General features: G+C 44.4%; 15 protein-coding genes and 2 pseudogenes. 8 read left to right on the top strand and 9 right to left on the bottom strand.

Going from position 1 to position 26678, the window contains the following annotated elements:
* The first annotated feature begins 26 nt into the window (after nt 1-26).
* Nucleotides 27-7502, top strand: a complete 7476-nt coding sequence (locus AND4_RS06630; protein ID WP_009842165.1) for an RHS repeat-associated core domain-containing protein — start codon at nt 27-29, stop codon at nt 7500-7502.
* Between the two features lie 14 nt (nt 7503-7516).
* A complete protein-coding gene (locus AND4_RS06625; RefSeq protein ID WP_009842164.1) occupies nt 7517-7768 on the top strand; it encodes a hypothetical protein in 252 nt (83 codons plus the stop codon).
* 1064 nt (nt 7769-8832) lie between these two features.
* Here AND4_RS06625 and AND4_RS06615 read toward each other — a convergent pair.
* The 6 genes and pseudogenes from AND4_RS06615 to AND4_RS20450 form a co-directional block, all read right to left on the bottom strand.
* Nucleotides 8833-9419, bottom strand: a pseudogene (locus tag AND4_RS06615) (mechanosensitive ion channel family protein).
* Nucleotides 9420-9821: 402 nt separating this feature from the next.
* The gene (locus tag AND4_RS06605) at nt 9822-11936 is read right to left on the bottom strand and encodes a type I secretion system permease/ATPase (protein ID WP_009842160.1); all 2115 of its coding nucleotides are present in this window, start codon (nt 11934-11936) and stop codon (nt 9822-9824) included.
* A gap of 16 nt (nt 11937-11952) precedes the next feature.
* Entirely contained in the window at nt 11953-13866 is a 1914-nt protein-coding gene (locus AND4_RS06600) for an EAL domain-containing protein (RefSeq protein ID WP_009842159.1), read from the bottom strand.
* 5 nt (nt 13867-13871) lie between these two features.
* The gene (locus AND4_RS06595; protein ID WP_009842158.1) at nt 13872-14555 is read right to left on the bottom strand and encodes a transglutaminase-like cysteine peptidase; all 684 of its coding nucleotides are present in this window, start codon (nt 14553-14555) and stop codon (nt 13872-13874) included.
* A 112-nt stretch (nt 14556-14667) separates the two neighbouring features.
* Nucleotides 14668-16059, bottom strand: a complete 1392-nt coding sequence (locus tag AND4_RS06590; RefSeq protein ID WP_009842157.1) for an HlyD family type I secretion periplasmic adaptor subunit — start codon at nt 16057-16059, stop codon at nt 14668-14670.
* A 104-nt stretch (nt 16060-16163) separates the two neighbouring features.
* Nucleotides 16164-16369 (bottom strand): annotated as a pseudogene (locus tag AND4_RS20450) (sigma-54-dependent Fis family transcriptional regulator); the annotation flags it as partial.
* Nucleotides 16370-16441: 72 nt separating this feature from the next.
* On the opposite strand from AND4_RS20450, the gene pdxH reads away from it, so the two are divergent.
* From pdxH to putP, 5 genes are all read left to right on the top strand, one after another.
* Entirely contained in the window at nt 16442-17077 is a 636-nt protein-coding gene (gene pdxH / locus AND4_RS06585) for a pyridoxamine 5'-phosphate oxidase (protein WP_009842156.1), read from the top strand.
* A gap of 627 nt (nt 17078-17704) precedes the next feature.
* A complete protein-coding gene (locus tag AND4_RS06580; protein WP_009842155.1) occupies nt 17705-18517 on the top strand; it encodes an AraC family transcriptional regulator in 813 nt (270 codons plus the stop codon).
* 437 nt (nt 18518-18954) lie between these two features.
* Nucleotides 18955-22086 (top strand): bifunctional proline dehydrogenase/L-glutamate gamma-semialdehyde dehydrogenase PutA, encoded by a 3132-nt coding sequence (putA, locus tag AND4_RS06575; RefSeq protein ID WP_009842154.1) that lies wholly within the window; start codon nt 18955-18957, stop codon nt 22084-22086.
* An 11-nt stretch (nt 22087-22097) separates the two neighbouring features.
* Nucleotides 22098-22805, top strand: a complete 708-nt coding sequence (locus tag AND4_RS06570) for a 1-pyrroline-5-carboxylate dehydrogenase (RefSeq protein WP_009842153.1) — start codon at nt 22098-22100, stop codon at nt 22803-22805.
* Between the two features lie 137 nt (nt 22806-22942).
* Nucleotides 22943-24436, top strand: a complete 1494-nt coding sequence (putP, locus tag AND4_RS06565) for a sodium/proline symporter PutP (protein WP_009842152.1) — start codon at nt 22943-22945, stop codon at nt 24434-24436.
* A gap of 70 nt (nt 24437-24506) precedes the next feature.
* Here the strand turns inward: putP and AND4_RS06560 are convergent, their stop codons facing one another.
* The gene (locus AND4_RS06560; RefSeq protein ID WP_009842151.1) at nt 24507-25037 is read right to left on the bottom strand and encodes a GNAT family N-acetyltransferase; all 531 of its coding nucleotides are present in this window, start codon (nt 25035-25037) and stop codon (nt 24507-24509) included.
* A 136-nt stretch (nt 25038-25173) separates the two neighbouring features.
* On the opposite strand from AND4_RS06560, the gene AND4_RS06555 reads away from it, so the two are divergent.
* Nucleotides 25174-25413 carry a hypothetical protein gene (locus AND4_RS06555; protein ID WP_009842150.1) on the top strand — a complete coding sequence of 80 codons (240 nt, stop codon included), beginning with the start codon at nt 25174-25176 and terminating at the stop codon, nt 25411-25413.
* Nucleotides 25414-25507: 94 nt separating this feature from the next.
* Here AND4_RS06555 and AND4_RS06550 read toward each other — a convergent pair whose 3' ends face one another.
* Both AND4_RS06550 and AND4_RS19880 read right to left on the bottom strand, forming a co-directional pair.
* Nucleotides 25508-26041, bottom strand: a complete 534-nt coding sequence (locus AND4_RS06550; protein WP_009842149.1) for a GNAT family N-acetyltransferase — start codon at nt 26039-26041, stop codon at nt 25508-25510.
* Between the two features lie 163 nt (nt 26042-26204).
* On the bottom strand, nt 26205-26372 hold the full coding sequence (locus AND4_RS19880) for a hypothetical protein (protein ID WP_009842148.1): 168 nt from the start codon (nt 26370-26372) through the stop codon (nt 26205-26207).
* Between the last annotated feature and the right edge of the window lie 306 nt (nt 26373-26678).

Here is a 26678-nt window from a genome sequence, read left to right as displayed (position 1 = left end):
ATTATATAATTAAAAAGGAAAGTAGAATGTCTCGCTTATCGATGCTGTTCTTTAGTGTTTTTGCTTTTTCGATTCAGGCAGCAGAAGTTGGAACTTTACCTGGTGAACTTGTTGTTCAATCGGGTACAGCTCAATATCAACTTCCAATCTCTGTGCCTAAAGGTCGTGGTGGAAATACCCCACAACTTTCTCTCGTGTATTCAAGTGGTGGCACTCCAAGTGGTGTAATTGGTTCCGGCTTTTCACTTACAGGAATGCCAACTATTTCTCGCTGTGGTTCTCAGCAAACCATTGATAGCCAAGTTCGCGCCGTTCAATATGATGTGCTAGATAATTTCTGTTTAGATGGGAGCCGTTTGATTGTTACAGAGGGTACGAACGCCAAAGAAGGTTCAGTTTATCGGCCTTATATGGAAGATTATTCCAAAGTGGTACTGCGCAAAGATGCCTCTTTGGTAGATAGCTCATTTACCGCTTATACAAAGGCTGGAGATATATTGACTTTCGGTAAGAAACTCGATAACGCGACTTGGTTATTGACGAGAGTTGACGATAGAACTGGAAAAAATCCTATCCATTATAACTATAATGCTATTGGGCAAATTCAAAATATTTCTTACGACATTTTTGATGTTGTTTTTGTTTATACCGAAGCTAACAAAGTGCAGTCCAGAGATACTACACAAACGTACTTTAATAAAGTTAATGATGTAGTAAGAAAAGGAAACAAACAGTTAAGTAAGATAGAGATAAAAGCAAATAATCAGTTGAAAAACTATTATGAACTAATACGTCGCGGTGTTTATTCATTCGACCATAGCTCAGTTTTCTCCCAACGCATTATGGGGATTTCGTATTGTGATAGCACTGGAAACTGCCTACCCGAGACTAAGTTTGATTGGTATGAAAATGAAACTGAAGACTACAAGTTCAAACAAAATATCACAGACTGGGGTTCTGAGATTTCAGGGCCTACAAATTGGTTCGGTGATCTGGATGGAGATCTTAAGGTGGACTTTTGTAGTATCGGAGTCATGCTGCAATACAAACCTCAAGATATTGAAGAGGCGCCTAGAAAAGCAGATTGTTATTTCGACTTGGCAAGTGTTAATACACAAAAATCCCACTTTGGAAAGCTAAATAAATTTGTACCTGATACTCCGATATTGCTACCAAATAACACGTGGTGGGGATGGGTTGATATAAACGGAGATGGAAAGACTCAACTGTGCAGCGTTATGCCAGATGCTAATCATATTCGTTGTCTTGAGCTTCAACAAAAAGGGAAATATCAAGTCTCTGAAATCAAATTTAATTATCACGGTAGAGGAAAAGATTGGACTTGGGTGTTCGATTTTTCTGGGAATGGCAGACCTGATTTATGCCAGAGAGGGAAAAGTAATGAGCTGATATGTAACGAGAACAATGGTAGTGATACTCTAGGAAAGGAATATGTTGTCGAAGGTATACGTTGGGGTAGAGCTTCTGAAACTTGGTGGGCTGATATTGACGGTAATGGTTTCCGAGACCTATGTTCTGCTACTAAAGCAGGCCAAAATGCTGAGCTTACTTGTACTCGCTTTAACGCAGGTCATATAGTCGGAGAAAAGAATCAAGCTTTGCCTTTAGCCGATTTGGGTTATTCCGATCGTCGATGGTGGGTAGACGTTAATGGCGATGGTGCTGAGGACTTTTGCCGAGCTACAGGTAAGTCTTCAGGAAATAATAGCAATCTTACTTGTTCTTTAGGGTCGTTGGGGCAAATTAGTCAGTTTAATAATGATATCAACCTAGTGGGTGATATAAACGGGGATTGGAATGGTGATTGGGGGAAAAAACATCGCCAGTGGTGGTTGGACCTAGATAAAGATGGCAGGCTCGATTATTGTCGAATGAGAGTATCAAAAACTATTTACTGTACAAATATTTTTTCTGAAAATGATCTCTCCTCTTTTTCTGGCGCCGATAGTTCTGGAGATAAAGTATGGATTCAGGACTTTAACCAAGACGGTTATGCCGATTATTGTCGTCAGGTTGGAGCCTTATCCGGCAATGGTAGCTTTTTACAATGTGATGACTTACATCTGGCAGAAACCGCTCAACTAACGTTGAAGTCAGTAACGAACGGTTTAGGCTTTAAATCTAGTGTTGAATATGCACGTCATCAGGATGTAGGTACAACGACTTGGCCTGCCAAACTTGTGTATCCATATGCGTCATCAAATCCCAACGCTCTTGTTGTTTCAAAACTGTCAGCTGATGATGGTGTTGGCGGAAAAGTGCACACATTATTTCGTTACGGTCCGGGGCGTTTTCATCTCCAAGGAGAAGGACACCATGGTTTTGCTTGGATAAAACAAGCACAGTTTGGAGATGATGGTCTTCATATCAAGGGGCGTGAAGTAATATATCGTACCGATTTCCCATATACCCAATCGGTCTCTGAAGCTAAAGAGTTTATCTTACCTATTCTCTCTACCAGTGGATTGAATTGGAATTTCTCTCAATCTGGGACTCTGTTGAATTACTCGAAGACCGAATATGCTCATAAAAGCTCGGGCAAGCGTGGGCAAATCGTTCGTGTTGAAACAGCTCAAGGTAGTGCTTACTTACCCAATAATGAGTTTGGCTACTACGAGCAATATAGTTACCAAGGGAAAACTTATTTAAAAGTTCCAGATACATTTGTGCCAATTGCGGGCGAGATATTGGTGCCGATTATTTTACCTTCTAATGAAGTTTATATTTTGGAAGACAAGACATCATCAGAAGTCATCGATGGCTCATACACAATATATGACGCTAAGTTGGTCAAGCTTAGCCAAAGTCAAGTTGCTCATATCTTGCCACACTTAAGCCACTCACCCTCAAAGTGGTATGTAAATGATTCCAATCATGATGGCTCTCTCGATCTCGCCAATCATAAGCAGTTGAGCAAAAAGCGTCTCACGGTTTATCAAACTAAAGAAACGTCAAGCAGTTACGATCTTAATGGCCGTTTACTTTCTACCGTTGAGACTACTCAAGGTCGACTCGATGAGTATGGTAACGTTGGTCTGCTCGAAGTAAAAACGACGGCAACGAACCCTGTAACTCAAAAAGAGGAAACGTTCACTCAGCGAACAGAGAGCATTTACAGTAACAACCCAACCTCTTGGATATTAGGTCGACTTAGCCAATCAACCGTCACCCACATCGCGCCTAATGGTGACCAAGAAAAACGCACTTCAAAGTTTGGTTACGATACATCCAAGGGTTATTTAACCACAGAAATTATTGAACCAGGGGATAAGCTTTCCGTTACTAAGAATTATGTGCTTAACTTGGAAGGTGAAGTTGAGACGACAAGTATTAGTGCATGGGCTGGTGATAAAAAAGGTACAGAAACGCGCTCAGGCAGTTCTGTTATCAACTATAACGGCCTAAATGTAGAAGTTGTTTCTACCAATGCCAAAGGTTTTGCTACTCGCTCCAACACAAACCGTTTAACTGGCTCTACAACAGCGTTCGATATAAATGGTCTTGAGTCTCGGGCGTTTGTTGATGGATTTGGAAGAACAGTTCAAACACGCACTAAGAGCAAGGATGGGTTTAACGATACATACACCAATTACTACCCGATCTCTGATACTCAATGTAGGGCTAGTGGCACAGTACCATCGCAGGCTGTGTATTGTGTTGTTACACAAACTGATGGGCTTGGTACCAGTATCACTTACTTGGATGTGCTTGAGCGAGAAGTCAGAAAAGCTTCTCTGGGTCTTAACAATAAGTGGGTTATTAAAGACTCTTTCTACAATTCAAAAGGGCAACTCTATAAAGTCACAAGACCGTATTTCGCCGGGCAAAGTCCGCAGTATTCAATCACTCATTACGACAAACTAGGCAGAGTTCAATCGATCTCCGAGCCCGGTCCTGCAGGAGAGAAACCTTCATGGATTAAGTTCTCATACGGGCCATTCACTGTAACAGAAACCGACGCTTTAACTCGTTCAAAGACCACTTACAGTAATGCGATGGGATGGGAGATCAAAGTTGCTCAGCCTGAAGGTGCGACGGTTGAAAAAACTTACTCTCCTATTGGTAAATTGTTAACGGCGACGGGAGCGGATGGTGCGACGATCGTCAATCGCTACGATAAACTTGGTAACAAGTACTACACCGACGATCCTGATCTAGGAAATTGGACCTACAAGCATAATGGTTTTGGTGAGTTAATTTCCCAAACGGATGCCAAAGGTCAAACTACCACCATGGATTACGATGTTCTTGGTCGTATGACATCTAGAACGACTCAAACTATTACCGAGGTTAGCGATAAAAAGAAGACTGAAGCAGAAACATCGAGCTGGATCTACGATACGTACGGTAAACATTCATGGAAGGGCGCCCTTTTAAGGGAAACTAAACCGGGATATACCAAAAATCTTACCTATACATCGTTAGGTCAAGTGGACACTGAGCAAATGATTACCACTTCACATACGTTTGCTCGTAGTTTTGAGTACAATAGCTTAGGTCAACTAGAGAAGGAAATACGCCCTAACCAATTTAGTTTACATTACGATTACGATTCTAAGACCGGGATAAATACTGGAGTTTGGGGAGACAAGTCTCAAGTTAAGTTGACATTTAGTGACACTGAATACCGACAAGTGATTCAACCTTTAATCAATGAATCGATGTCGAAATCACGTTCGTACCTGTCGAAAGCGAGCGAGTTGGTTAAACAAGTCAATGTCTATGACGCTAGGGTTGCTGAGTATGAGCTCTTACGTGAAAAAATTCAGCACGTTGCTGGCGGTACCAGCGAGATCTACGACCATGTTTATGGTAAGGCGCTTGATGTATTTGTTGCTGCCAATGGGGCGCAATACCTGCAAGTTCCTGACAACTTTGTCCTTATTGCACAGGATATCGCGATCCCGCTTTACGCGCCGCCTGCTTTCCATCTAAAACTGGAAGGTAACTCAATTTCGAAAGTAAGCCTTGATGAATGGCGAGCGATTGAATCGTCGTTGACGCCAAGTAACACGACGGTTTTCTATGGTGATTTTGATGGCTCTGGTCAAGCGGGTATTACTGAGGTTCCTGTTGGGCGAGATCATCCACTGTATGACAGCGAGATTAGGCAGCAATTTGATCGCCTACACAATTTAGCTGCAGAAATTCAACGTCTTGAATATGTGCGCAATGACTTGCACCAAAAAGCGACCAATTATGTTTCTGCCGCGCAGCAACTTGTTTCTCTGGCCAAGCAGACAGAATTGATAGCGACTCGTTATCAAACCATGTCTGCGGATAGCAAGCTAGAGTCTGAGGCTCTCGAGGGACTAAAGAGCGAGCACCTGAACAAAGGTCGTGTTTACTACTGGACCCTCAACGGCCTAGATGCTGAAGGTCGAGTACGAGCGGAATTGTACGGGAATGGGTTGGCTAACCTTTATGACTACCATGAAGGTACGGGACAACTTCTCAATATAACCACCCAAGATGGCACGAAATCTATACGCGCTCTGCATTATGTGTACGACCGAATGGATAACGTCAAACGTCGTACAGATTTAATCAACAATATCGATGAATACTACGATTACGATAAGCTCGATCGTTTAACATCGAATACCTTGAATGGTTTAAGTGGAAAGCATCGTCAAAATGCTCAGTTCTACAAGACTTATTCTGTTGGCTATAACCGCGCAGGTAACATTGATTTCAAATCAGATGTCGGACATTACAAATATGATGATCTCGACCATGTTCACGCTGTCACTAAAGCAGGAAACAAGCAATATACCTATGATGCCAACGGTAATATGCTCTCGGGAGACAAGCGATCCTTTACTTGGACTGGTTTCAATAAGCCAAGCAAGATAACAAGAGGCAGCCAATGGGTAAGCTTTAGCTACGACAATAATCGTCAGCGATATTTCAAGCAGAATCAAGATGGCGATAAAACGTGGTATCTCGGTAAAGCTTATGAGCGTATCGAAAAAGCGAATGGTGAAGTTGAACATAAACAGTTCATTAGTGGTGGTGGCAAACTGGTTGCCGTCAATATTGATCGTAAGAAAACTAATGCCTCGGGACAAACGGCTTCATTTGATCGCCAAGTTCGCTACCTACACAGTGACGCTTTAGGTTCAAACGATCTGATCACCGATCTATGGGGCTATGTCGTTGATCGCAAGAATTACGATGCTTGGGGTAAAGAGCGTTATTTTGAGTGGGAAAAACAAGCGAACTACCTAGAACAAGATCCAATGGTGAATCGTGGTTATACCGGGCATGAGCAAGTCGATGAAATCGGCCTTATTCATATGAATGCTCGCATGTATGACGCGACGTTGGGGCGTTTTATCAGTGCCGATAGCTTTATTCAAGCCCCTAGTAATAGCCAGTCGTTCAACCGTTATAGTTACGTTCAGAATAATCCGATGAAGTATACGGATCCCTCTGGTCATTTCTTTAAGAAGATTGTAAAAGCTATAAAGAAAGTAGGAAGGGCAATTAAACGCGCGTTTAAGAAAATAGGCAGTTTTTTGAAGGAAAACGCTATGGAAATCGGAATGATGGTGCTTACTGTCGCGTCGCCATGGATAGCTTTCGCTGTTAGGACAGCATACGTCGCGATGACTGGTGGGATAAGAGGCGTACTTTCGACTTTAGCGACGGCAGCTCTTTATAATGTTGTTGGCGGTGTGTTTCCTGGTGGGGGCTTTGGTAGCACTGCATGGGCTATAAAAACGATTGCTCACGGTGTAGTTGGGGGAGCTTCATCTGTTATGCAGGGAGGCAAGTTTGGCGATGGTTTTGCTTCTGCGGCAGTCGCCCAAGCATTTTCCCCATACATAGATGGCATTGATAAAAAGACTGCATTTAGCGGCCAGAGAATTGCAGCAGCCGCTATTCTTGGCGGTGCTACATCAGAACTTACTGGCGGTAAGTTCGCAAATGGTGCTGCGATTGGAGCTTTAGGGAGGATGTTTAATGATGAGTTTCATGGTGAACAAAAGGATATGTCCAGAAAGCAATGTGTTTTGAATGGAGGCGGTTGTAATTTTAGCGTTGCGGAGAACCCCAATGCAGACGGCAGTGCACCATGGTATGAAATTGGAGCCATGTCTCCCGTTAGTGACTACGCGCTAACGATTGAAATGTCGGCTGATGCTTTTGGTGTTGACCCTAAATTAATTAGTTCAATCATGTTTATGGAAACAACGCATGGATATTACGATGTCTTGTTGTCACCGTTTGGTATGAATAAATCTATTTTGCCGATGAATATTAATGTTGACTATTGGGGGGACGCATTTGGTTCTAGAGAGTTTTTAAGTAATACTCATCATAATATTTGGGCCGGAGCTAAAATGCTTTCGTCTATACAGTCAAACATGCCAAATGCCTCGACTGCTCAGATCGCTACGGTTTACAACAATGTAAACGCAACTAGAGTTAGTGATTACGGAGCTAGAGTTTCAGCAATATATTCTGGAAATTGAGTGGATAGTTGATTATGAAAAAATATTTTCGAATAAATCTGTATATATCTTCAGTTTTAGCTTTGTTATCTGGAAGTGTGCTTCTTTATATCGGATTAAAGCAAAATGCCCAAGAAGAGTTTTATAGTATTGAGTCTGGTCAAATTGATTTCGCTTACATTGCAGCGGTATTTTTTTCTTGGGCGGTGCCTGTATTTATTGCTTGCATGATCATTGGGGCTTTAGGGCTTCTTTTGTATCGGTTGGTAGTTAGTTTTTCTCATTAACCAGTGGTTGGGTTGAAACCTTATTAAAAGTCCTAACTTAAATTGCAGTGACCCTGCAAAGCTGGACATTTCTGTGAGGTGACTTTCAAGGCCTGAGTTCGATATTCTATCGGAATCAGGCTTTTTGGCTTCGCTTTTACACGTTCGGTATTAGTAATTGACGTATTTTTTATTTACTCGTTCAGAGCATCTGCATCTTCAAAGTGCTGATTGTGGTACATCTCTGTTGTGAGTAAAGCCAAAAATTTTTTAGTAACACTATTATCCACGTAGTTACTTTTTCTCGACATGCTTTACGGTAACCCACTCTCCGCTACCTCTTTATGATACCGTTAAAGCCTATACTGCAAACCTTGATCGCTATCTATGATTGGATCAATATATCAGTGATGAGTGGCAAGTTGGTATTTTTGACAACCCATTAAACTCCCACTTCTTGAGTAAACAAGTCGACAAAAGGAGGCAAGTAAACTTTCTGCTCTTTGACTTTGAACTCTGCGACATCAGTTACCTACTTTTCATCGAGGTGGGGCGCTCTAAAATGTCTTTCAAGCTTGTTAGGAGCAGTTTTTCCTGACTTACCTCAGTACGTAGTTTTTAATTTCAGACTTAGCTGAATCATCAGCTTCTGAACCGTTTTTAGGTTAAGCGTGAAGCCCCGCTTCTCGGGTTCCAAGTCAATGCGGCGACAACCTTATCGGCCCTTCTGTTCATGATCAATTGACTTCATCAATCGCAATTCGTTTTCATAATTTTTAGGGCATTTGCTATTCGAGTCAGACAGAGAGTATCCAAGAGATGAGAGGTTTAATATTGCATTAGTGTTCTTGAGAGACCCATTATTCGTCTGCATTCAATTTAATGCTATTCGCTTTGTTTAGTTGGTAGAAAATTCCCGTACCATGGATGGCAAATACTTGAGTCTGATAGCGTATCTGCCTCGAAGATATTGAATATTGTTTAGCAATGAGACATTTTAGCTCACGGCTATATTTGGTCATAAAGAGACCCTCAGTAATTGGTGGAAACTATGAGGGGGACTCATGCATCGGCTTTTTAGTGGGTTATTTCTTTCTGCGGGTATAAATGCGTGAGGTGGTTTTTGGTTCCTCAGGCTTGGATTTTTCTTTTGCCAGCTTTAAGACCGCTTTTTGTAGCATCAAGTTGTTCGGGTAAGTGATTAGGTTGCCGTTGTCGTGCTTGATCAGCACATGGAACATGCGGACTTCCTGAATCTCACCACTGATGTCTTCGTCTTTGTCCACGACTTCAATTCGATCACTGATGCGGTACGGGAAGACAAAAAAGATCAGAAAGCTTGCCGTGATGTTACTTAGAATCGACCATTGTGCGATGAAAGCCACACCTAATACCGCAAAGATAGACGATAGGAAGAGTGACACATCGCCATAACCAATGCCGGTTACGATGGCGAAAAGCGAAGCAAACAAAAACAAGAACGCGACGTTGAAGCAGCGCTGAATAAAGCTCAAGCGTGCTTTGTTTACGCCTTTAGTTTCTGCCAAATTCAGGATCGCACGGTTGCGATTTTCTTGAGCAAGCGATAAGCGATCAGAATGATGACGCCCATCAACACTTTATAACCGATAGAGCCAGCCGTGAAATACTGACTGATTTGCTCTAAATGCATCCAATGATTCATTTCTTCAACTCGAGAATATTAAGAAGGCGCGTGTTATAGCCGATTTTTGCTCGCAAGTAATTAACTATTTTAGGTGCAGAGGAATATTCGTGTTGAACAAATTTTGATCGACATCTCAGTTCTGAATTGAGAAGGCACAAAGCCTACCAACTCTGATATCGGTAATGTCGGCAGCTGCTAATCTAGATGAGTAGCTTGTTGATGTTACGTGAATAGAGGGGATGCAGTGGAAGAAGATGAAAGGGCCATCATGGGATTAGTGGTTATTGTCGGCTTTGTGTTGCTTTGGATATTTCTCGAAGAGTTTGGATACTTTGGATTACTGACCCTCAATAAATAAGCCCCGTGAAATACTGAGTTCAACGGGGCTTTGATTTTTTGTGTGCGGTTTTAGCTTACGGCGCGAACCTTACCTTGCTTTAAGTCATTAAGCACTTGTGCCTTCGGACCATCGGCAATCACGCTGCCTTTTTCCATTACAATCACACGATCAACGATGTCGAGCATTGAGGTTTTATGCGTAATCAGAATCAGCGTTTCATTTGGTTTTAACTGCGCTAGTTGATGTTTAATGTGCATTTCTGAACGGTTGTCCATCGCACTGGTTGGTTCATCCATCAACAACACTGGTGGGCGACCTAAGAGTGCCCGCGCAATAGTTACGGCTTGACGCTGCCCGCCTGAGAGCATGGCTCCGCCTTCACCCACTTGACGTTCAAGACCTGCTGGGTCTGACTGAGTAAATGCTGTGACGCCCGCGCGGTTCGCGGCGTCTAACACATCGCGATCATCGGTTAACGGGCGGCCAAGAGTGATGTTGTCGCGAATCGAGCCGAAAAATAGATTTGAATCTTGTGGCACACAGCCGATATTGCGCCTGACGTCCACGTGGTGAAGTTGTTCGATGTCGGTGTCATCAATACGTACGTGACCCTCTGTCGGCTTGTACAGCCCCATTATCAAGCGTTCTAGTGTGGTTTTCCCCGAGCCTATTCTGCCGATGATGGCGACTTTCTCACCGGGATTAATCGTCAGGCTCATATTTCGAATCGATGCCACCGGTGCATCTGGATAGTGGAAGGTTACACGATCTATTTCAATTTTACCTTGCACGATAGGGCGGTGAATGTAGCGTTTCCCTTCTTCTTGCTCGTCTGGCATTTCCATCACTTGATTAATGATGGTCATCGAAGACTTCGCTTGGTTGTATCGGGCTGAGAGCAAAGAGATCTGAACCATAGGACCAATCGCGCGACCACTTAACATGGTTGCAGCAATTAATCCCCCCATGGTTAGGTCACCGTTAGCAATCAAGTACACACCAAGGATGATCATACCGACGTTACTACTTTGCTGAACAAAGCCAGCCGCGTTTTGAACGCTGTCGGTGATACGGCGGCTTTTGATGTTCCAATTTGCCATATGAGCAACGGCTTCTTCCCAACGGTATTGAAATTGGCTTTGCGCACTAAGCATCTTTACGGTCTCTAGGCCTGCTAGACTTTCGATCAAGTTGGCGTACTTTTGTGAGGCAAGGCGAGAACCTTCTTCTATTGAGCGACGCAGTGGAGCTTGGATCAGCAATGAGTGAATGACAAGGAGCACGACACCAATCATAGGCACATAAACCAGATCCCCCGCCATCAGCCAGATGATCACAAGGAAGAGGATCGCGAATGGTAAGTCGATAAGCGCGCTTACCGTCGCAGAGGTGAAGAACTCCCGAATCGATTCAAACTCTTGCAAGTGGCGAGCAAAGGCGCCGACAGAGGGGGGTTTAGACTCCATTCTGATGCCCATTACTTTGCTAAACAGTTTAGAGGAAATCAGGATGTCGGATTTCTTGCCCGCAATATCGATGAAGTAATTACGCAGCGATTTCAGCAAGAAGTCGAACAGGAATACCACGAAGATACCGCTTGCTAACACCCATAGAGTCTCGAACGCGTGGTTCGGTACGACCTTGTCGTATACCAAACGAGTAAACATTGGTGCTGCGATAGCAAAGATGTTGATAAGAAGGGAGGCGATAAGTACATCACGGTAGATGTGTTTAGACTGCCACAAGGTTGACCAGAACCAGTGACCTTGCTGGGTCTTAAGGACTTCCGGTGAGCGTTCGTCATAACGGAATTGCTTTTTAACTAAAAAATAGCGACCTGTATACTGATTAAGCAGGTCTTCTAGCGGGATAGAGATTGGTACCATTCCGCTTTCTAGAGTGATGACTTCTGCCTCTTTTTTTTCAATGTCTATGCTATTGAGAACGCAAGAGTCACCCTCTTTAAGAAGTAAGATAGCCGGCAGAATTAGGCTCGAGATTTGATCTAACTCTGCGTGGTTTTCCTTGGCTACTAACCCAGCTCTTTCCGCCGCTCGTGGTAGCAGAAACGGAGTGAGCTTGCCATCAGAGAGCGGAAGGCCGTTAACCAGCGCCTCCGGCGAGTTGGCTAGCCCAAAATATCGGCTAACGTAAATGAGCGAGTTGAGTAAAGGGTCTTTCATCCTTGATGTACCTTTGTTATTCCTTATCGACGATAAAGCCTTGGAAGACTTCAACAAAATGTTCGGTTAGGAAATCCAACTGAACCTGTGTTTCAACGCGTGAGGCAACGGTGGTAATGCCCAAGTTGTGCGCGGTTCGAGAAATTGACGTCAGCGTGAACTTCTGTTTTTCGTCGTGCAAGTTGTGGGTGAACAGGTAATCCAGTTTTACGTAATTCGGACGGAACTCTTGGATGTACTCAAGTGACTGGAAGTTACGGCCATAGTTGTCCACACCAAACTCAGCCCCCGCTTGTCGAATCGCATTACACAACAATGCTGTGTGGTGTGGGTGATTAATGAAACATGCTTCTGGGATTTCAAAATGAAGCAGAGGTGCAACCTTTGGGTGCTTCTCTAGCATGTTTGTGGTCCAACGAATGAACGAGGGTTGCGATAGACTGCTTTGGGCAATGTTGATTGCCACTGGCTCTTTGATCTCTCCGCTTTTTAACCTCTTGATCATCGATTCAATCACGTATTGATCGAAGATGTTTGTTGCATCCAACTGCTCCAGAGCAAACAGGTATTGATTGGCGCGGTAGGTTTCACCCTCTTTCTCGATGCTCGAGAACACCTCATTGTGAAACACTTTACCCCATGTGTTTTTAGCCGACTGGAAGCGGAAGTGGATCCAATCACTGTGAATCGCTTCTTCAACGAGTGCTTTCCATTGCTGTTTACCCATGAGGTTTGAGGTATTTTCACCACCAACGAAGCCATAATCTTTATCTGGTTGTGCTTTCGCTTTTGATAGGGCGTTATCTACCATGGATAGCACTTCAGTACGTGTTTTCTGATCTTTACTGTGCGCCACACCCAGTGAGGCTTTTGGTTTGGCCATGCCAGTTGGATCAGTGTTAAGGCCGTTCACACAATTGACGATACTATCCGCAAGAGTGCGCAGTTCGCTCTCGTCCATGTGTGGGAATAGTAGGCCGAATTCATCACTGGACAAACGAGCAATGGTCGCCCCTGGTACATCAATGATGTTCTTTAAACGTTGAGAAAGCTCTTTCACATGGGCATCTGCGCGTTGGTAATCTTTTGTCTCGTAGATATCGCCTATGTATTCAGCGTGGAGCAGCGCAATCCCCCCTTGCGTTTGCTCTGCGAGCCACTGGTCAACTTGGTTAATGTAGAACGAGCGGTTACCCAGTTTGGAGACAGGATCCAAGTAAGCTTGAGCACGCAAGCGCCGCGCCTCTTTTGCCTGTTCTTTAAACGACAATTCAATTTGTGCCGACATTGAGTTAATGCCGTCGACAACAGCGATCAGATCATGTGTTTTTGGACGAGCCAGCGGATGGCCAAATTGGTTATTCGCAATCTCGTGCATTTTCCTCACGATGGAAGTCAAAGGCTTGAGCGAGCGGCGTAGGATGTAAGAAATTGCGATTAAACCGATAAGGAAAATAGCGCTGAACGCAATCAGCAGGCGAATAAAGCCCTGCCATAGCTGTTCATATGCCGCCCCTGGATGGCTGATAATTTCGACTTCTGCAAGCTGCATCCAACCACTGGTTAACACGCGTTTGTCGTGAATCGCTTTGAAAAGGTTTAAATCGATAAACCACTGCGGTACATGGCTCGGTTTTATTGGGTAGGAGCGCACGATTTGGTAGTCCGAATCTAACGCGGTAAGACGAACGACAGAGTAAGTACTGCCATCGAACAACGCATTTATGACGGATTCAACGGCGACCTTATCTTTGTCTTTTAGATACGGAGCCAGCGCCAAACCAACGGTGTTAATAGTGTTGTTGACCTCTGAACGTTGCTGCTGCTCCAAGCTGTCTCGAGTCGTGTTGAACTGGATTACGAATACTGATGTCATCAAAAGTAAAAAGACCGTAACCATTCCCACTACAAGCTTTTTATATAGGGTCATGTTTTTTACTCGTCATAGTTAATTTTAGGTTTCTTTAACTGCAACTTACGTTCGCGCGAGCGTAAGTCATTCCAAAGGCTTAAACGTGAGGCTTTCCCTGCTAACTCTCCAGCACTGGCAGAAGATTTCATTAGCCACAAATTGTTACCATTAAAGCTGTAAATTGGTAGTAAGTCTTGACGCTCGGAAGCTCGAACAATCTCTGGGTTTATATTGTCGAGTATGAGCGGCTCAGAGCTAGGTGTGGGGTAATAAGCCAGCACCATGTGAAATTGATTCAGTTTGATCGCTTTTACGTACACCAAGCGCATTTTTGAATCTGGTATTCCAAGCTCGAGCAAAGAGAAATACTTTGCAATCGTAAAGTCTTCACAATCGCCAGCATTACTGCCCAAAAACTCAAGTGGTGTGGCCCAGTAGTCTTTTTTACCCCACAAGTTAATGTCATCGACGAAGTAGAGTTGATTAAAAAAGGTATTCACACCGGAGAGTTTCCTTTTATTGCTCTGGATATTTAAGGAATCCAAATTCTCTCGCCATGTTTTGATGCGCTGTCCCGCACGTTCACCATAAACGGAAGTGACCGTATCGACCCAGCGTTGCTCTTTGGTATTGAGCGCGCCAATTTGGAGAGAGAAACAACTTATACCAGTCAGTAATATGACTTTGTGCTTAAAGTTGGATTTCATATTCAACTTGTATCGCAATTGTACCTCTAAAATGGGTTGGTTGGTGAGAAATGTGGTTTTTATTTAACCATTTATCATCATTTGAGAACACATTTTTGTACTTTGCAGATACCTACTCCCTTAGTGCGTTGGTCTTGGCACTCAAAATTGGTTTGAGTAGATATTCCAAAATCGTTCGTTTTCCGGTAATGATGTCAACAGATGCCGTCATACCAGGAATGATAGGTAAATCTGTCCCTTGTCCAAAACCGGTTTTTTCAGTACGAACACGGACAATGTAGAAGCTGTTACCCTCTTCATCTTGTGTGGTATCAGCACTGATGTGTTCTAACTCTCCCTCTAGACCGCCGTATTTGGTGAAGTCGTATGCGGTAAGTTTTACTATTGCATGGAGGTCTGGACGCAAGAAAGCGATATCTTTAGGCGCAATTTTTACTTCTACTAAAAGGGTATCTTCGGTTGGCACGATTTCAACGATGTCGATCCCTGGCTGAATAACGCCACCAACGGTGTTGAAATTTAAGGTTTTGATGGTGCCAGTAACAGGAGAGACAACAACGGTACGATTGACACGATCTTCCAAGCCTACCGAAGATTCGACCAGCGCAGACAGTTGGTCTTGGGTGTCGTTGAGTTTCTCTTGCTGCTCGGAGCGGAATTTTAGCGCGACATCAATACGATTAAGCATCGATTCACGGATACCAGATTTTATTACCGGAATCTTTAATTCACTCGATGTCATTTCCCGGCGTGTGTCGTTTACCTGGCGCTGGAGTTTCAGAAGTTCAATTCTCGGTACTATGCCTTCATCTGCTAAGGGTTGGGTGATTTCGAGTTCTTTCTTTGCGTAACGGTAGCTTTGTCGAAGGTTATTCACTCGCGCTTGAATTTCCACCAAATCCTGTTGTTTTTGTTTCACTTGTTGGTCAATAACCGAGAGTTGGCTGCGCAGATTATTTAAATTTTCTTTGTATTCTGCTTTTTGGCGTTGTGTTAATCGAGGTTGGTTTTCTTCTAAGATTGGAGGGAAGGTCAGTTTACCGTAGTCAAGAACGATGTTTTTTTCCCAGTTGGTGTTATCGAAATGGCGATTGACTTGGACACTGCTGATCGATGCTGAAAGTTGAAGTACAGAAGCGGTTAAGTTAGCAACTTGTTGTTCACGTTCACGAAAATCTGAGCGGAAACGCGTGTCATCAATCAATAACAGTTGTTGGCCTTTTTCTACTCGTTGGCCTTCTTTCACCAAGATCTCTTTAACTAAGCCACCTTCGAGGTTTTGAACGACTTGAATTTGAGAAGAAGGGATAACTTTACCTTGTCCTACGGTCACTTTGTCGATTTGAGCCCAAGATGCCCATCCAAGTGCTGCAATAAAAAATAGCACCATCACCCATAGCATTATGCGGGCACTATCTGGGGTGTTTAAAAGCAAAGCGGCAGTTTTGTCATCAACAAAATCTAACTCGTCACTGCTTAATTTATTGTAATTGTCTCGATTCATCACATTCCTTGTGTTGTTCAGACGGTTTGTATTTATCATATTATTATTAACACAACATGTCAGCATGCTAAGTTAATTTGTTAATTTGTTAATTTGTTAATTTGTTAATTTGTTAATTTGAACTTTGCTTTGTCCAACTGGTATTTTTTAGTTTTTTGTACAAAGCCTTATCTGACCTCCGTAATTCTAGTTTAATCTCCTTTAGTCTGCCTCTGTGTCGTTGCAAGGCATCAAACAACAAACAGTCTTTAAATTGTTCTGTGCGTTGGGTCATAATTTGGATTTCAATGCTCTTTTCATGTTTCCAATCTCGCTGCTTGTTGCCCTTGTATTTCGATAATATCGGGCGCACAATCGAAAAAAAACGAGTGAAGGAGTGAAGATGGAACTTGCTGATATTCGTCGTGAGTACACAAAGGGTGGCCTGCGTCGTAAAGATTTAAAAGCAGATCCTATTGATCAATTTAACCTTTGGTTGGAGCAAGCGGTACAAGCAGGGCTTACGGATCCTACGGCGATGACAGTCGCGACAGTGGATAAAAACGGCATGCCATTTCAACGTATCGTATTACTGAAAGAAGTCGATCAAGATGGTTTTGTGTTCTATACCAATTTGGGTAGCCGCAAAGCACAGCAGCTTGTGCATAATAGTAACATCAGCCTGCATTTCCCATGGCACCCAATTGAACGCCAGGTTCATATCACAGGCGTGGCAGAAAAACTGACGCCGATGGAGAACATGAAGTACTTCACTTCTCGCCCGAAAGAGAGCCAACTGGCGGCAATTGCGAGCAAGCAAAGTAGTCGCATTTCTGCACGCGGTGTACTAGAAGGTAAGTTTTTAGAATTAAAACAGAAGTTTGCGAAAGGGGAGATTCCAATGCCTACGTTTTGGGGAGGCTTTCGCGTTAGGCCGCAAAGCATCGAGTTCTGGCAGGGCGGCGAACATCGCCTGCATGATCGTTTTCTGTTCTCGAAGCAAGAGGGAGAGTGGGACATAGATCGCCTTGCGCCATAATCTGCTGATAATGAGAAACACCGCCGAATTTGGCGGTGTTTTTGTCTTCTGTTCTGGAGGTTCAACGCTCTCTTTTTTATATGACCGACAACGGATGATTAAGCAGAACTCTTGGCTCGATAGACGCTAGATAACTGGCCTCAAATGGATCGGTAAACCTAATAGCTTCCTTCTATTCGCCGCCGTATCCGTTAGTTGGAGACCATAAAGGGTGCCTCAATAAAATGATTGCCATCTGTATGACTACAGCTCGTTCCCTCACACTGTTTACCTTGATCATGCTTTCGACAATCGCGCCAAATAGAACTGAAAGAGAGAAGAAGGATCAGAATTACTCTGCTTGATAGCTTATGCCTTGGTACAGCGATCGCCCTGACATATACGTTACTTATGCCGTTGTTTTCTCATTGGTGCATTCTTTTTATCTATGCGTTTTTGCAAAAAAATTGGTTGCACATTGACCGTAAGTTACGCTTGCATGATCATCGTTCCGGAACCATGATCATGCAAGCGTACTTGATCGTATTGATTTGATCTTGTGCGATCAGCTTGACTAGGAGTTACAACCCAACCAAGAAGGTATATGATGCCAAGACGTGAGCTGACCGTGTAAAGACGACTGATGACATGAGTAATCCAGATACCCCAAAAGCCCCCTTACATGAGGACTTAATACTGCCTAAGCCAGCTGAGTTGATCACGCTTCCATCTTATATGGAGTGCCATGATCATGCTTACACACAGATCGTGATCGGTTTGAAAGGGCAAGCGGAATTTGAAGTGCGTGGTCAGGGTAATTTGGTCGGGCCTGGACAAGGCTGTATTGTTACGGCGTCTTCTGATCATGCTTTCGGTAGTGTGATTGATCAATCGGACATTTTGGTGCTTAACTTGCCAGAGGCAACAGATGAAGCCCCCGAGGTTTTAAATAAGATCAATAACTTAGAAAACTTTCATCTTTACTTCCAACTGGATGGTCAAATTCAAAAGTTGATTCATATGCTGGTACAAGAGATGCGTAATCATCCTGATGACTTGCTGCTTAGTCGGGCGTGCAATGATACCGTGATCGCGCTTATGCAACGTCATATCTCTGCATTTGAAACCTCACGGAAAGAGTCTCGCTTTGACTTAGAAGTCATTGACCGTTACATCGAGCAGCATCTGAGCCATAAAATCAGTGTGGCGCAATTGGCGGGCAGTGTATTTTTAGGTGAGAGTCAGTTCCACAGTTTATTCAAAGAGCAAATGGGCATTACGCCACATCAGTATGTGCTTGGTAAACGTATCGATATGGCGCGTGACTTGATTGAAAAAGGTCAATTAACACTTGGACAAACTGCAGAATTTACGGGTTTCTCGAGCCAAAGTACCTTCACGCATACCTTCACTCGTTTACAAGGAGTGTCGCCTTCCCAATATAAGAAACAGCTTGGTTAGCTTTACTTGTACAATGGCAACTAGGCGGCCAGCAATTAGGTAACCATCAAACAGGTAACCATCAAACAGGTAACCATGTGTGGGAGTCGTGTCTTTTTGGTTTTTGTTCTGTCAGTAAAGTCAATCTTTTTTGGGTAATTCATTGAAAGCTTGGATTTTTTTGCCCATCACTAACAAAGTAAAATCTAAACCCTTCTCATTCGAACAAAAATCGCTTATAACCTCTCTATCTTTGTTGTAAATGACGTGCAAAGATGAATTTTTACAACACAATATATTATGTAATTACGTGTGACTATGTAGATGTTTTGTTATAAAAGCGAGTTTTTAGCAAAAAACTCGGAGTTTTTGACAAGTATTCTTCTCGGGCTCAAAATACACTGCCACCACTGATGTTCCTCGAAGCGGTTTTTGAGGATAGAGATTGAGGAAAACGCATGTTCACTGCAACACACGTGTTAACACCGGAATTTATCCAGCAGCCGCTTGATAGATTGTGGTCATTGATCTCGCCATTGTACATGGTGGACGAGTCTCAATGGCTAGAGCAGTTATTGCCACTAGCAACGCCGACAGCGGAAGAAAAATCGGCAATCAAGACCCAAACAACTCAGCTTATTGAAGCCATCCGTGCGGATAAGAAGTCAATTCAGATGATTGACGCGCTGTTGCTGGAGTACAGCCTAGATACTCACGAAGGTATCTTACTAATGTGTCTTGCAGAAGCGTTGATGCGAATTCCTGATTCAGCAACGGCTGATGCATTAATTAAAGACAAGTTGAGCGTTGCCGATTGGAAATCTCACCTTAAGAGTTCTGATTCTGTCTTCGTTAATGCTTCAACGTGGGGCTTAATGCTTACCGGAAAAGTGATAGGACTTGGTGAGCAAGAATCTCAGAGCGCAGGCCAGGCTGTAAATCGTCTGGTAAACAAATTCTCAGAACCTGTGATTCGCAAAGCCATGTATCAGGCGATGAAGATCATGGGTCACCAGTTTGTTCGTGGGCGTACGATTGAAGAAGCGCAGAAGAACGGTCGCTCAATGCGTGACAAAGGTTTCACTTACTCATTTGATATGTTGGGTGAAGCGGCGCTGACTACGGCAGACGCAAGCAAGTATTTCAAAGATTATCTAATGGCAATCGAAGCCGTGGGTCGCGAAACGTACGGCAGTGACACTAGCCCTGCGCCTTCTGTTTCTATCAAGCTTTCCGCACTTCACCCACGTTATGAAGTGGCGAATGAAGAACGCGTGATGACAGAGCTCTACGACACCTTAACGCAACTACTGAAGCGCGCTATCGAGGTGGATGTTGCCATTACCATTGACGCAGAGGAAGCGGACCGTCTTGAGCTATCACTAAAACTGTTTGAAAAACTGTACCGCAGTGACCTGATGAAAGGCTGGGGTAAGTTTGGTTTGGTGGTTCAAGCCTACTCAAAACGGGCATTGCCAGTGTTGGTGTGGCTGAACGGCTTAGCGAAAGAGCAGGGCGACCTTATCCCGCTGCGACTCGTGAAGGGCGCGTACTGGGACAGCGAAATCAAGTGGTCACAGCAAGCAGGCTATGATAACTACCCAGTTTACACCCGCAAAGAAGCGACTGACGTTGCTTATCTTGCGTGTGCACGTTTTCTATTGAGTGATGGCGCACGCGGCAATATCTTCCCGCAATTTGCTAGCCACAACGCACACACAGTGACGGCGATTGCGGTAATGGCTGAGCATAAAGATTACGAATTCCAACGTCTGCATGGTATGGGTGATTCGCTTTATAACCATGTAATGGATACTTACGGTCAACCTGTACGTATTTACGCGCCAGTTGGTAGCCACGCCGATCTATTGCCTTATTTGGTTCGTCGCTTGCTTGAAAACGGCGCGAACAGTTCATTTGTGCACCGTTTAGTCGATGCCCGATGCCCGATTTCTGATCTGACGCATCACCCAGTTGATGTACTGAGCTCGTTTGAGACGTTACAAAACGGTCAAATTCCAATGCCTACGGAGGTTTTCCCTGAACGCAAAAATTCATACGGGGTGAACCTTGATATCGACAGCGAAGCGAAACCGTTTGAAGCGCAGGTTAAACGCTTCCTAACCCAGAAGTGGACTGCGGGTCCGATCATCAATGGCGAAACACATGCCGAAAGCATGATCAAGGAAAACTCTGTAGAGATCATTACTGCCCCTTATGATCGCCGTATCGAAGTGGGTCAGGTCGCTTTCGCAAGTATTGATCAGGTTTCGGCCGCGATTGAAGCGGCTGACGCTGCATTCCCAAAATGGAAAGGCATTGCCATTGAACAAAAAGCGGCATGCCTAGATAAGCTTGCGGATCTGATGGAAGAAAACTTGGCTGAGCTGGTGGCTATCTGCCATCAAGAGGCGGGCAAGACGATTCATGACAGCATTGACGAAGTGCGTGAGGCGGTCGATTTCTGTCGTTATTACGCGAAACAAGCGCAAAACCTTCAGCCGTTTGAGTTGGAAGGCTTCGATGGTGTGAAGCGCATTTCTAGCCGCGAAGGGCTTGGCGTATTCGTTTGTATCAGCCCGTGGAACTTCCCTTTAGCGATTTTCCTTGGCCAAGTTACAGCGGCATTGGTTGCAGGCAATACGGTTGTGGCTAAGCCAGCCGAGCAGACCAGCTTAATTGCAGCGCGTGCTATTGAGTTGATGCTAGAAGCAGGCTTCCCGGCGGGTGTGATTCAACTATTGCCTGGCCGTGGTGGCGAAATTGGCCATGCCCTGACGTCTCATGACGCTATTGCAGGTGTGGCATTTACTGGCTCGACAGCAACGGCGCAGCGTATCAACGTGACGCTTGCCGAACGCAGCGCGAAGCCAGTACCGTTTATTGCTGAAACTGGCGGTCAAAACGCTATGATTGTCGATAGTACGGCATTACCAGAGCAAGTCGTGCGTGACGTGATTCGTTCCGCTTTCGCCTCTGCTGGTCAACGTTGTTCTGCTCTACGCGTGTTGTTTGTTCAAGAGGACGTTGCAGATCGCATCATCAACCTTATCCAAGGTGCAATGAATGAGCTGCATGTTGGTATCCCTTACCTGCATAAAACCGATGTGGGTCCGGTTATCGATATCAATGCCAAACATAAACTCATCGCTCACCTTGAGCATATGACGAGCACGCAAACCAAAGTCGCGCAGCTTCGATTAGATGAAGCGTGTCAGTACGGTGATTTTGTGTCACCAAGTGCGTTCGAAATCTCAAGTATTGATGTTCTGAAAGAAGAGCAATTTGGCCCTGTCTTACACATTATTCGCTTTAAAGCATCTGAACTGCCAAACGTGGTTGAGCAAATTAATCAAACCGGTTTTGGTCTCACAATGGGGATTCACAGCCGTAATGAAACCACTTATCGTTGGATTGAAAAACACGCTCGAGTAGGGAACTGTTACATAAACCGCGATCAAGTTGGGGCCGTCGTCGGCGTTCAACCATTTGGTGGTCAAGGTTTGTCGGGGACGGGGCCGAAGGCGGGTGGGCCTCACTACTTATACCGCTTCACTCAACAACATTTTGTTCAAGCAGAAAAGGCATAAGGAGTCGTATTATGGTTCATCAGATCACGTATTTTAAAGATGCATTTTCTGCGTGGGAGCAGTGGAATCTGACCGATTTTGATCATAAATTCGAGCATTTGCTTGCGTTTAAGTCTGCGATTGCAGAGCAGCATAGCTTGGTTGGCAAAGTGGTGTCTTACCACTTGCAGCAAGCGTCAGCTCTGTTGGCAGAAACTCATCTATTAGTGGGGCCTACAGGCGAAACTAACGAGCTGTATGTGGCAGGTCGCGGTGTTGCTTTGGTTATTTGTGAAAGCGGCTTGGAGAACAATGAGAGCGCAATACACAGCGCACTTGCAATGATTACCTGTGCTTTGGTTGCAGGCAACAGTGTGGTGGTTTGTTGTGACAATATGGATCTTACTCAATTGGTTAAGCACGCTGCGGCGTCAGCCAATTTCCCATCAAACTTAGTCCAAGTGGTCGCGTACGATGCGTCTTCTCCATTGTTAGACAGCGATGTACGGAGCGTGGCTTATGTTGGGCATTCACAGGTTGAGCACGCGCTTAACCTTCAACTGGCTAAGCGTGACGGTGCCATCGTCGGTTTAGTATCTGAAACGGATTTAGAGTCACCGAGCTTGACTCATGATCCTCATCTGTCGTTGCGCTTCATTACCGAGCGTACTCGAACGATAAATATTACAGCAGTGGGTGGTAACGCGACTCTACTCGAGTTGGGGGGCGACTCCCACTAACCTGACTTGTGCTACCAACCTGAATTAAAAGGGCCTGAGAGCTTACTCGGGTTGGTATCTCTTACTTTGATGTATTGCTGAGATGACAAAACAGAAAAGAGGGCAAGGCAGGAAATAATTATAACGAGGACTATTAAATGATAGAAAATAGCTTTGCTATCACGACCACTTTCGTGGCGTACTTACTAATTATGGTTGCCATTGGCGTTTATGCGTATAAAAGGACTTCCAATTCGTCTGACTATTTCCTAGGTGGTCGGAGTCTTGGCCCATGGCCAGCGGCACTGTCTGCTGGTGCATCAGATATGAGTGGTTGGTTGCTACTTGGTCTTCCTGGTTACGCGTATGCAGCAGGTGTTGAAGCGTTCTGGCTAGCAGGTGGTCTGCTTTTGGGTACATGGCTAAACTGGTTAATCAGTGCCAAACGCCTTCGTACTTACAGTATCCAAACTGATGCGTTAACGTTACCTGAGTTTTTATCACGTCGCTTTAACGATAAGTCAAAATTGATACAGACAATCTCTGCGTTCTTTATTCTTCTGTTCTTCCTTTTCTACACCAGCTCAGGCTTGGTCGCTGGGGGTAAACTGTTTGAAACCGTATTTGGTTTGGATTACAGCATCGCCGTTATCGTAGGAACTGTATGTGTGGTTTCGTATACATTATTCGGTGGTTTCCTAGCGGTATCCTGGACGGATTTGGTGCAAGGTCTTTTAATGTCGGCAGCACTAATGATTGTGCCTGTCGCTGTGATGGAAGGCGGCTTAGGTCAGCTCGCGACAGACATGCACAACATTAACCCAGAGCTATTAACGCTTTGGAATGACGTGAAAGGTAAACCACTATCGGCAATCGCAATTATCTCGTTGATGGCATGGGGTCTAGGGTACTTCGGTCAGCCGCACATTCTAGCGCGCTTTAAAGCTTCTCGTTCAAACAAAGATCTAACCACTGCGCGTCATATCGCGGTGGGCTGGACGACACTCTCTATGGCTGGAGCAATGCTAGTTGGTCTTGTTGGCCTAGTATGGGTCACGGGGCACCCGGGTACTCAGGTGGATGATGGCGAAAAAATCTTCATGCTACTCGTGAATACTGTATTCCACCCAGTGATTGCTGGTGTCCTTTTAGCCGCAATCTTAGCGGCAGTGATGAGTACCGCGGATTCACAGCTTCTTGTTTCTTCATCAGCGCTCGCGGAAGACTTTTACAAGCAAGTGATTAAACCTGATGCGACGTCTGAAGAAGTGGTGATGATTGGCCGTGTGGGCGTTATCGTTATCTCTCTTATTGCTCTGTTCTTGGCGATGACACCAGACAGCTCGGTTTTAAGTCTGGTGTCTTACGCGTGGGCAGGTTTTGGTGCGGCCTTTGGTCCAGCTGTTGTTCTTAGCCTTTACTGGAGCAATATGAACCGTAATGGCGCACTCGCAGGTATTCTTGTCGGTGGTTTGACTATCGTTATTTGGAAGCAGCTAACGGGTGGTTGGTTTGAGGTGTACGAGATCGTTCCTGGCATTATCTTCTCAACAGTGACGATTGTTATTGTGAGCAAGTTAACGGGCGGTGCAGCGCAAGAAGTCCTTGATCAACACAAAGAATACAAAAAGAAGCTAGTTGAGCTAGACTAATTCCTTCCGAGTGGAAGTAGAGCTCTGCAACAACGAAGCCCGCGAATAATAGCGGGCTTTATTTTTGCGCTTAATTACGGATTTTCGCATAAACCACGGTGTTACTCACTTCTCCTGAGGGAGATAAACGATCAAGCCTAAGTTCACCTTCAAATTCATAACCACATCGCTCTGCGACAGCGCGGCTTTTTAAATTGGTTGAATCTGCGCTAATCGCAACACGTCTTGCACCAAGATCTTCAAACGCGTAGCGCTCTAATCTCATTACGGCCTCAGAGACATACCCATTCCCTACAGCAGTATCATCTTGCCAGTAACCAATTTCAAATGCCGGGACTTCCTGATCTTTAATCATTAATCCAATGGCACCAATCAAGCGATCGCTCTCTTTTTCTATAATGAAGTAACGTAGCTCTTCTTCGAAGTTTTCAAAGTTTGCGATGGCTTTTTTTGTTCCTTCAATCATGGCTTCTAGAGTGAGTACATGGGGCACCCAAGGAAGATACACTTCGAGGGTCTTGTGGCTACGCAATACTGCTTGATGGGCCTCTTCTGCACGCTCTAGACAGGCGGGAATGAGCTTAAGACGCTTCGTTTCCATATCGGTTCTCCTCGGGTGAACAATCATCCGGATAGGTGTGTTTAGAACAATCTCGTTGGCCACACAATATTATTCACTTGGTTTGCTGGGAAGAACCTGAGAGAATCGTATGGTTATTTAAATCACTAGGTTCATTATGAAACTTTTAGTTAGAAACTTGGCTCGTCAAACGACTGAGCAAGACATGCGCAAACTATTCTCTGAGCACGGCAAAGTGGAACTTTGCACATTGGTTCTTGATCAAGAAACCGGTTTATCAAAAGGCTTCGGCTTTGTGATCATGCCAGATGAAGCCGAAGCGGCTGCGGCTCTTAAAGCGCTGAACTTGGCCAGTGTGGCAGAGAGCAAGATTCGCGTGAAAATCGCTCAAGACTAAGTTAGAGCACAATAAAGTTTAGAGAAAAGCCAGCTTTACGGGTTCACTTCACCCCTGCTGGCTTTTTTGTATTCGTTATTATCTCAGTTTGCGTTTAATCAACGGAGGTAAAAGCTCGTTGATAAAGACAAACCTCACGATCTACCCCTTGCATGATAAGGGTCTTGTTTCCAATATATGGTATTTTTAATTTCTTGATGACAGATTCTGAACGCTGGTTTTCCACTAAATGCATCGCTCGAATACCAACAAGTTCGAAAGTATATTGAGCAAAGTCAATCAGAGCTTGAGATGCTTCGAACGCATAGCCCTTTCCCCAGTAGGGCACACCCAGCCAATATCCTAATGTGCCGTAGCCATCTTCTATTCTCGGTAAGCTCACCGCACCAAGCAGCTCTCCCGTGCTACGCAGTGTAATGGCATACACGACCCCCCTGCGCTCGTTGAACATGTTGTCATGCCCACCTATCCATTTGCTTGCTACCGATAACTCGTAAGGGTGCGGGATATTCGCTGTCATATCGGCGATGATTTTTTCGCCAGCAAGTAAAGCAACGCGTTTACTGTCGCTTTGATTGAATGGACGGAGAGAAAGTCGGTCTGTGCAGAGCGTTGGTTGCGTTGGCATGGTGTTATGACCTCATCGATTCACAATACTAAAGTCAGGTTAGGTCGGTAGGAGATATCTAGGTAGCCTAAATGGTTTCATGTTTCGCAGCTGTCGCCATCGCGCTATCGACGAAGTGGCTTTGTACCCAGCGCGACAGAAATCAGCAATTACATAATCGTCTTTATGCCGCCTGTTCGTTTTCTGTTGAGAAGGGTAACCCATCGATCATTACCGGCCAGCCATATGAGGCATATTCTGACGCCAGTGACTTTGCGACTTCGTGGGAAACGGTTGTATACGTCCATGCTCCAACACCAAACGGTTTGTACGCGAGTTGTAGGGTTAACATTGATTTCTCCTTAATTTGTTTACCTATTATCGCCTTACTATTTGGCTCACTTCTTTTCTTAAAAGCTCTTATTTTTCTATTCAAAGTTCACCACTGTATTTTTTTGTTAACAAACTTATCTAACATCCAAAGTTGCGAATATTATTCCTCTTATTTATACATTGAACATGTGAATGTTATGTTTTTTGAACGTTCGGTCTTTTTCCCCGAGGTACTGGACAAAATCGTGCAGGTTTCACACCTTGTAGATGTCAGTATTTGCAAATGGAATCGTAACCATTAATCTGATGATTCCCAGGTTGTTAC

Origin of the sequence: Vibrio sp. AND4, assembly GCF_000171815.1 — a bacterium.
Lineage (GTDB): Bacteria > Pseudomonadota > Gammaproteobacteria > Enterobacterales > Vibrionaceae > Vibrio.
The sequence above is the reverse complement of the archived record's forward strand: the minus strand, read 5'-3'. Positions and strand labels throughout refer to the sequence as shown.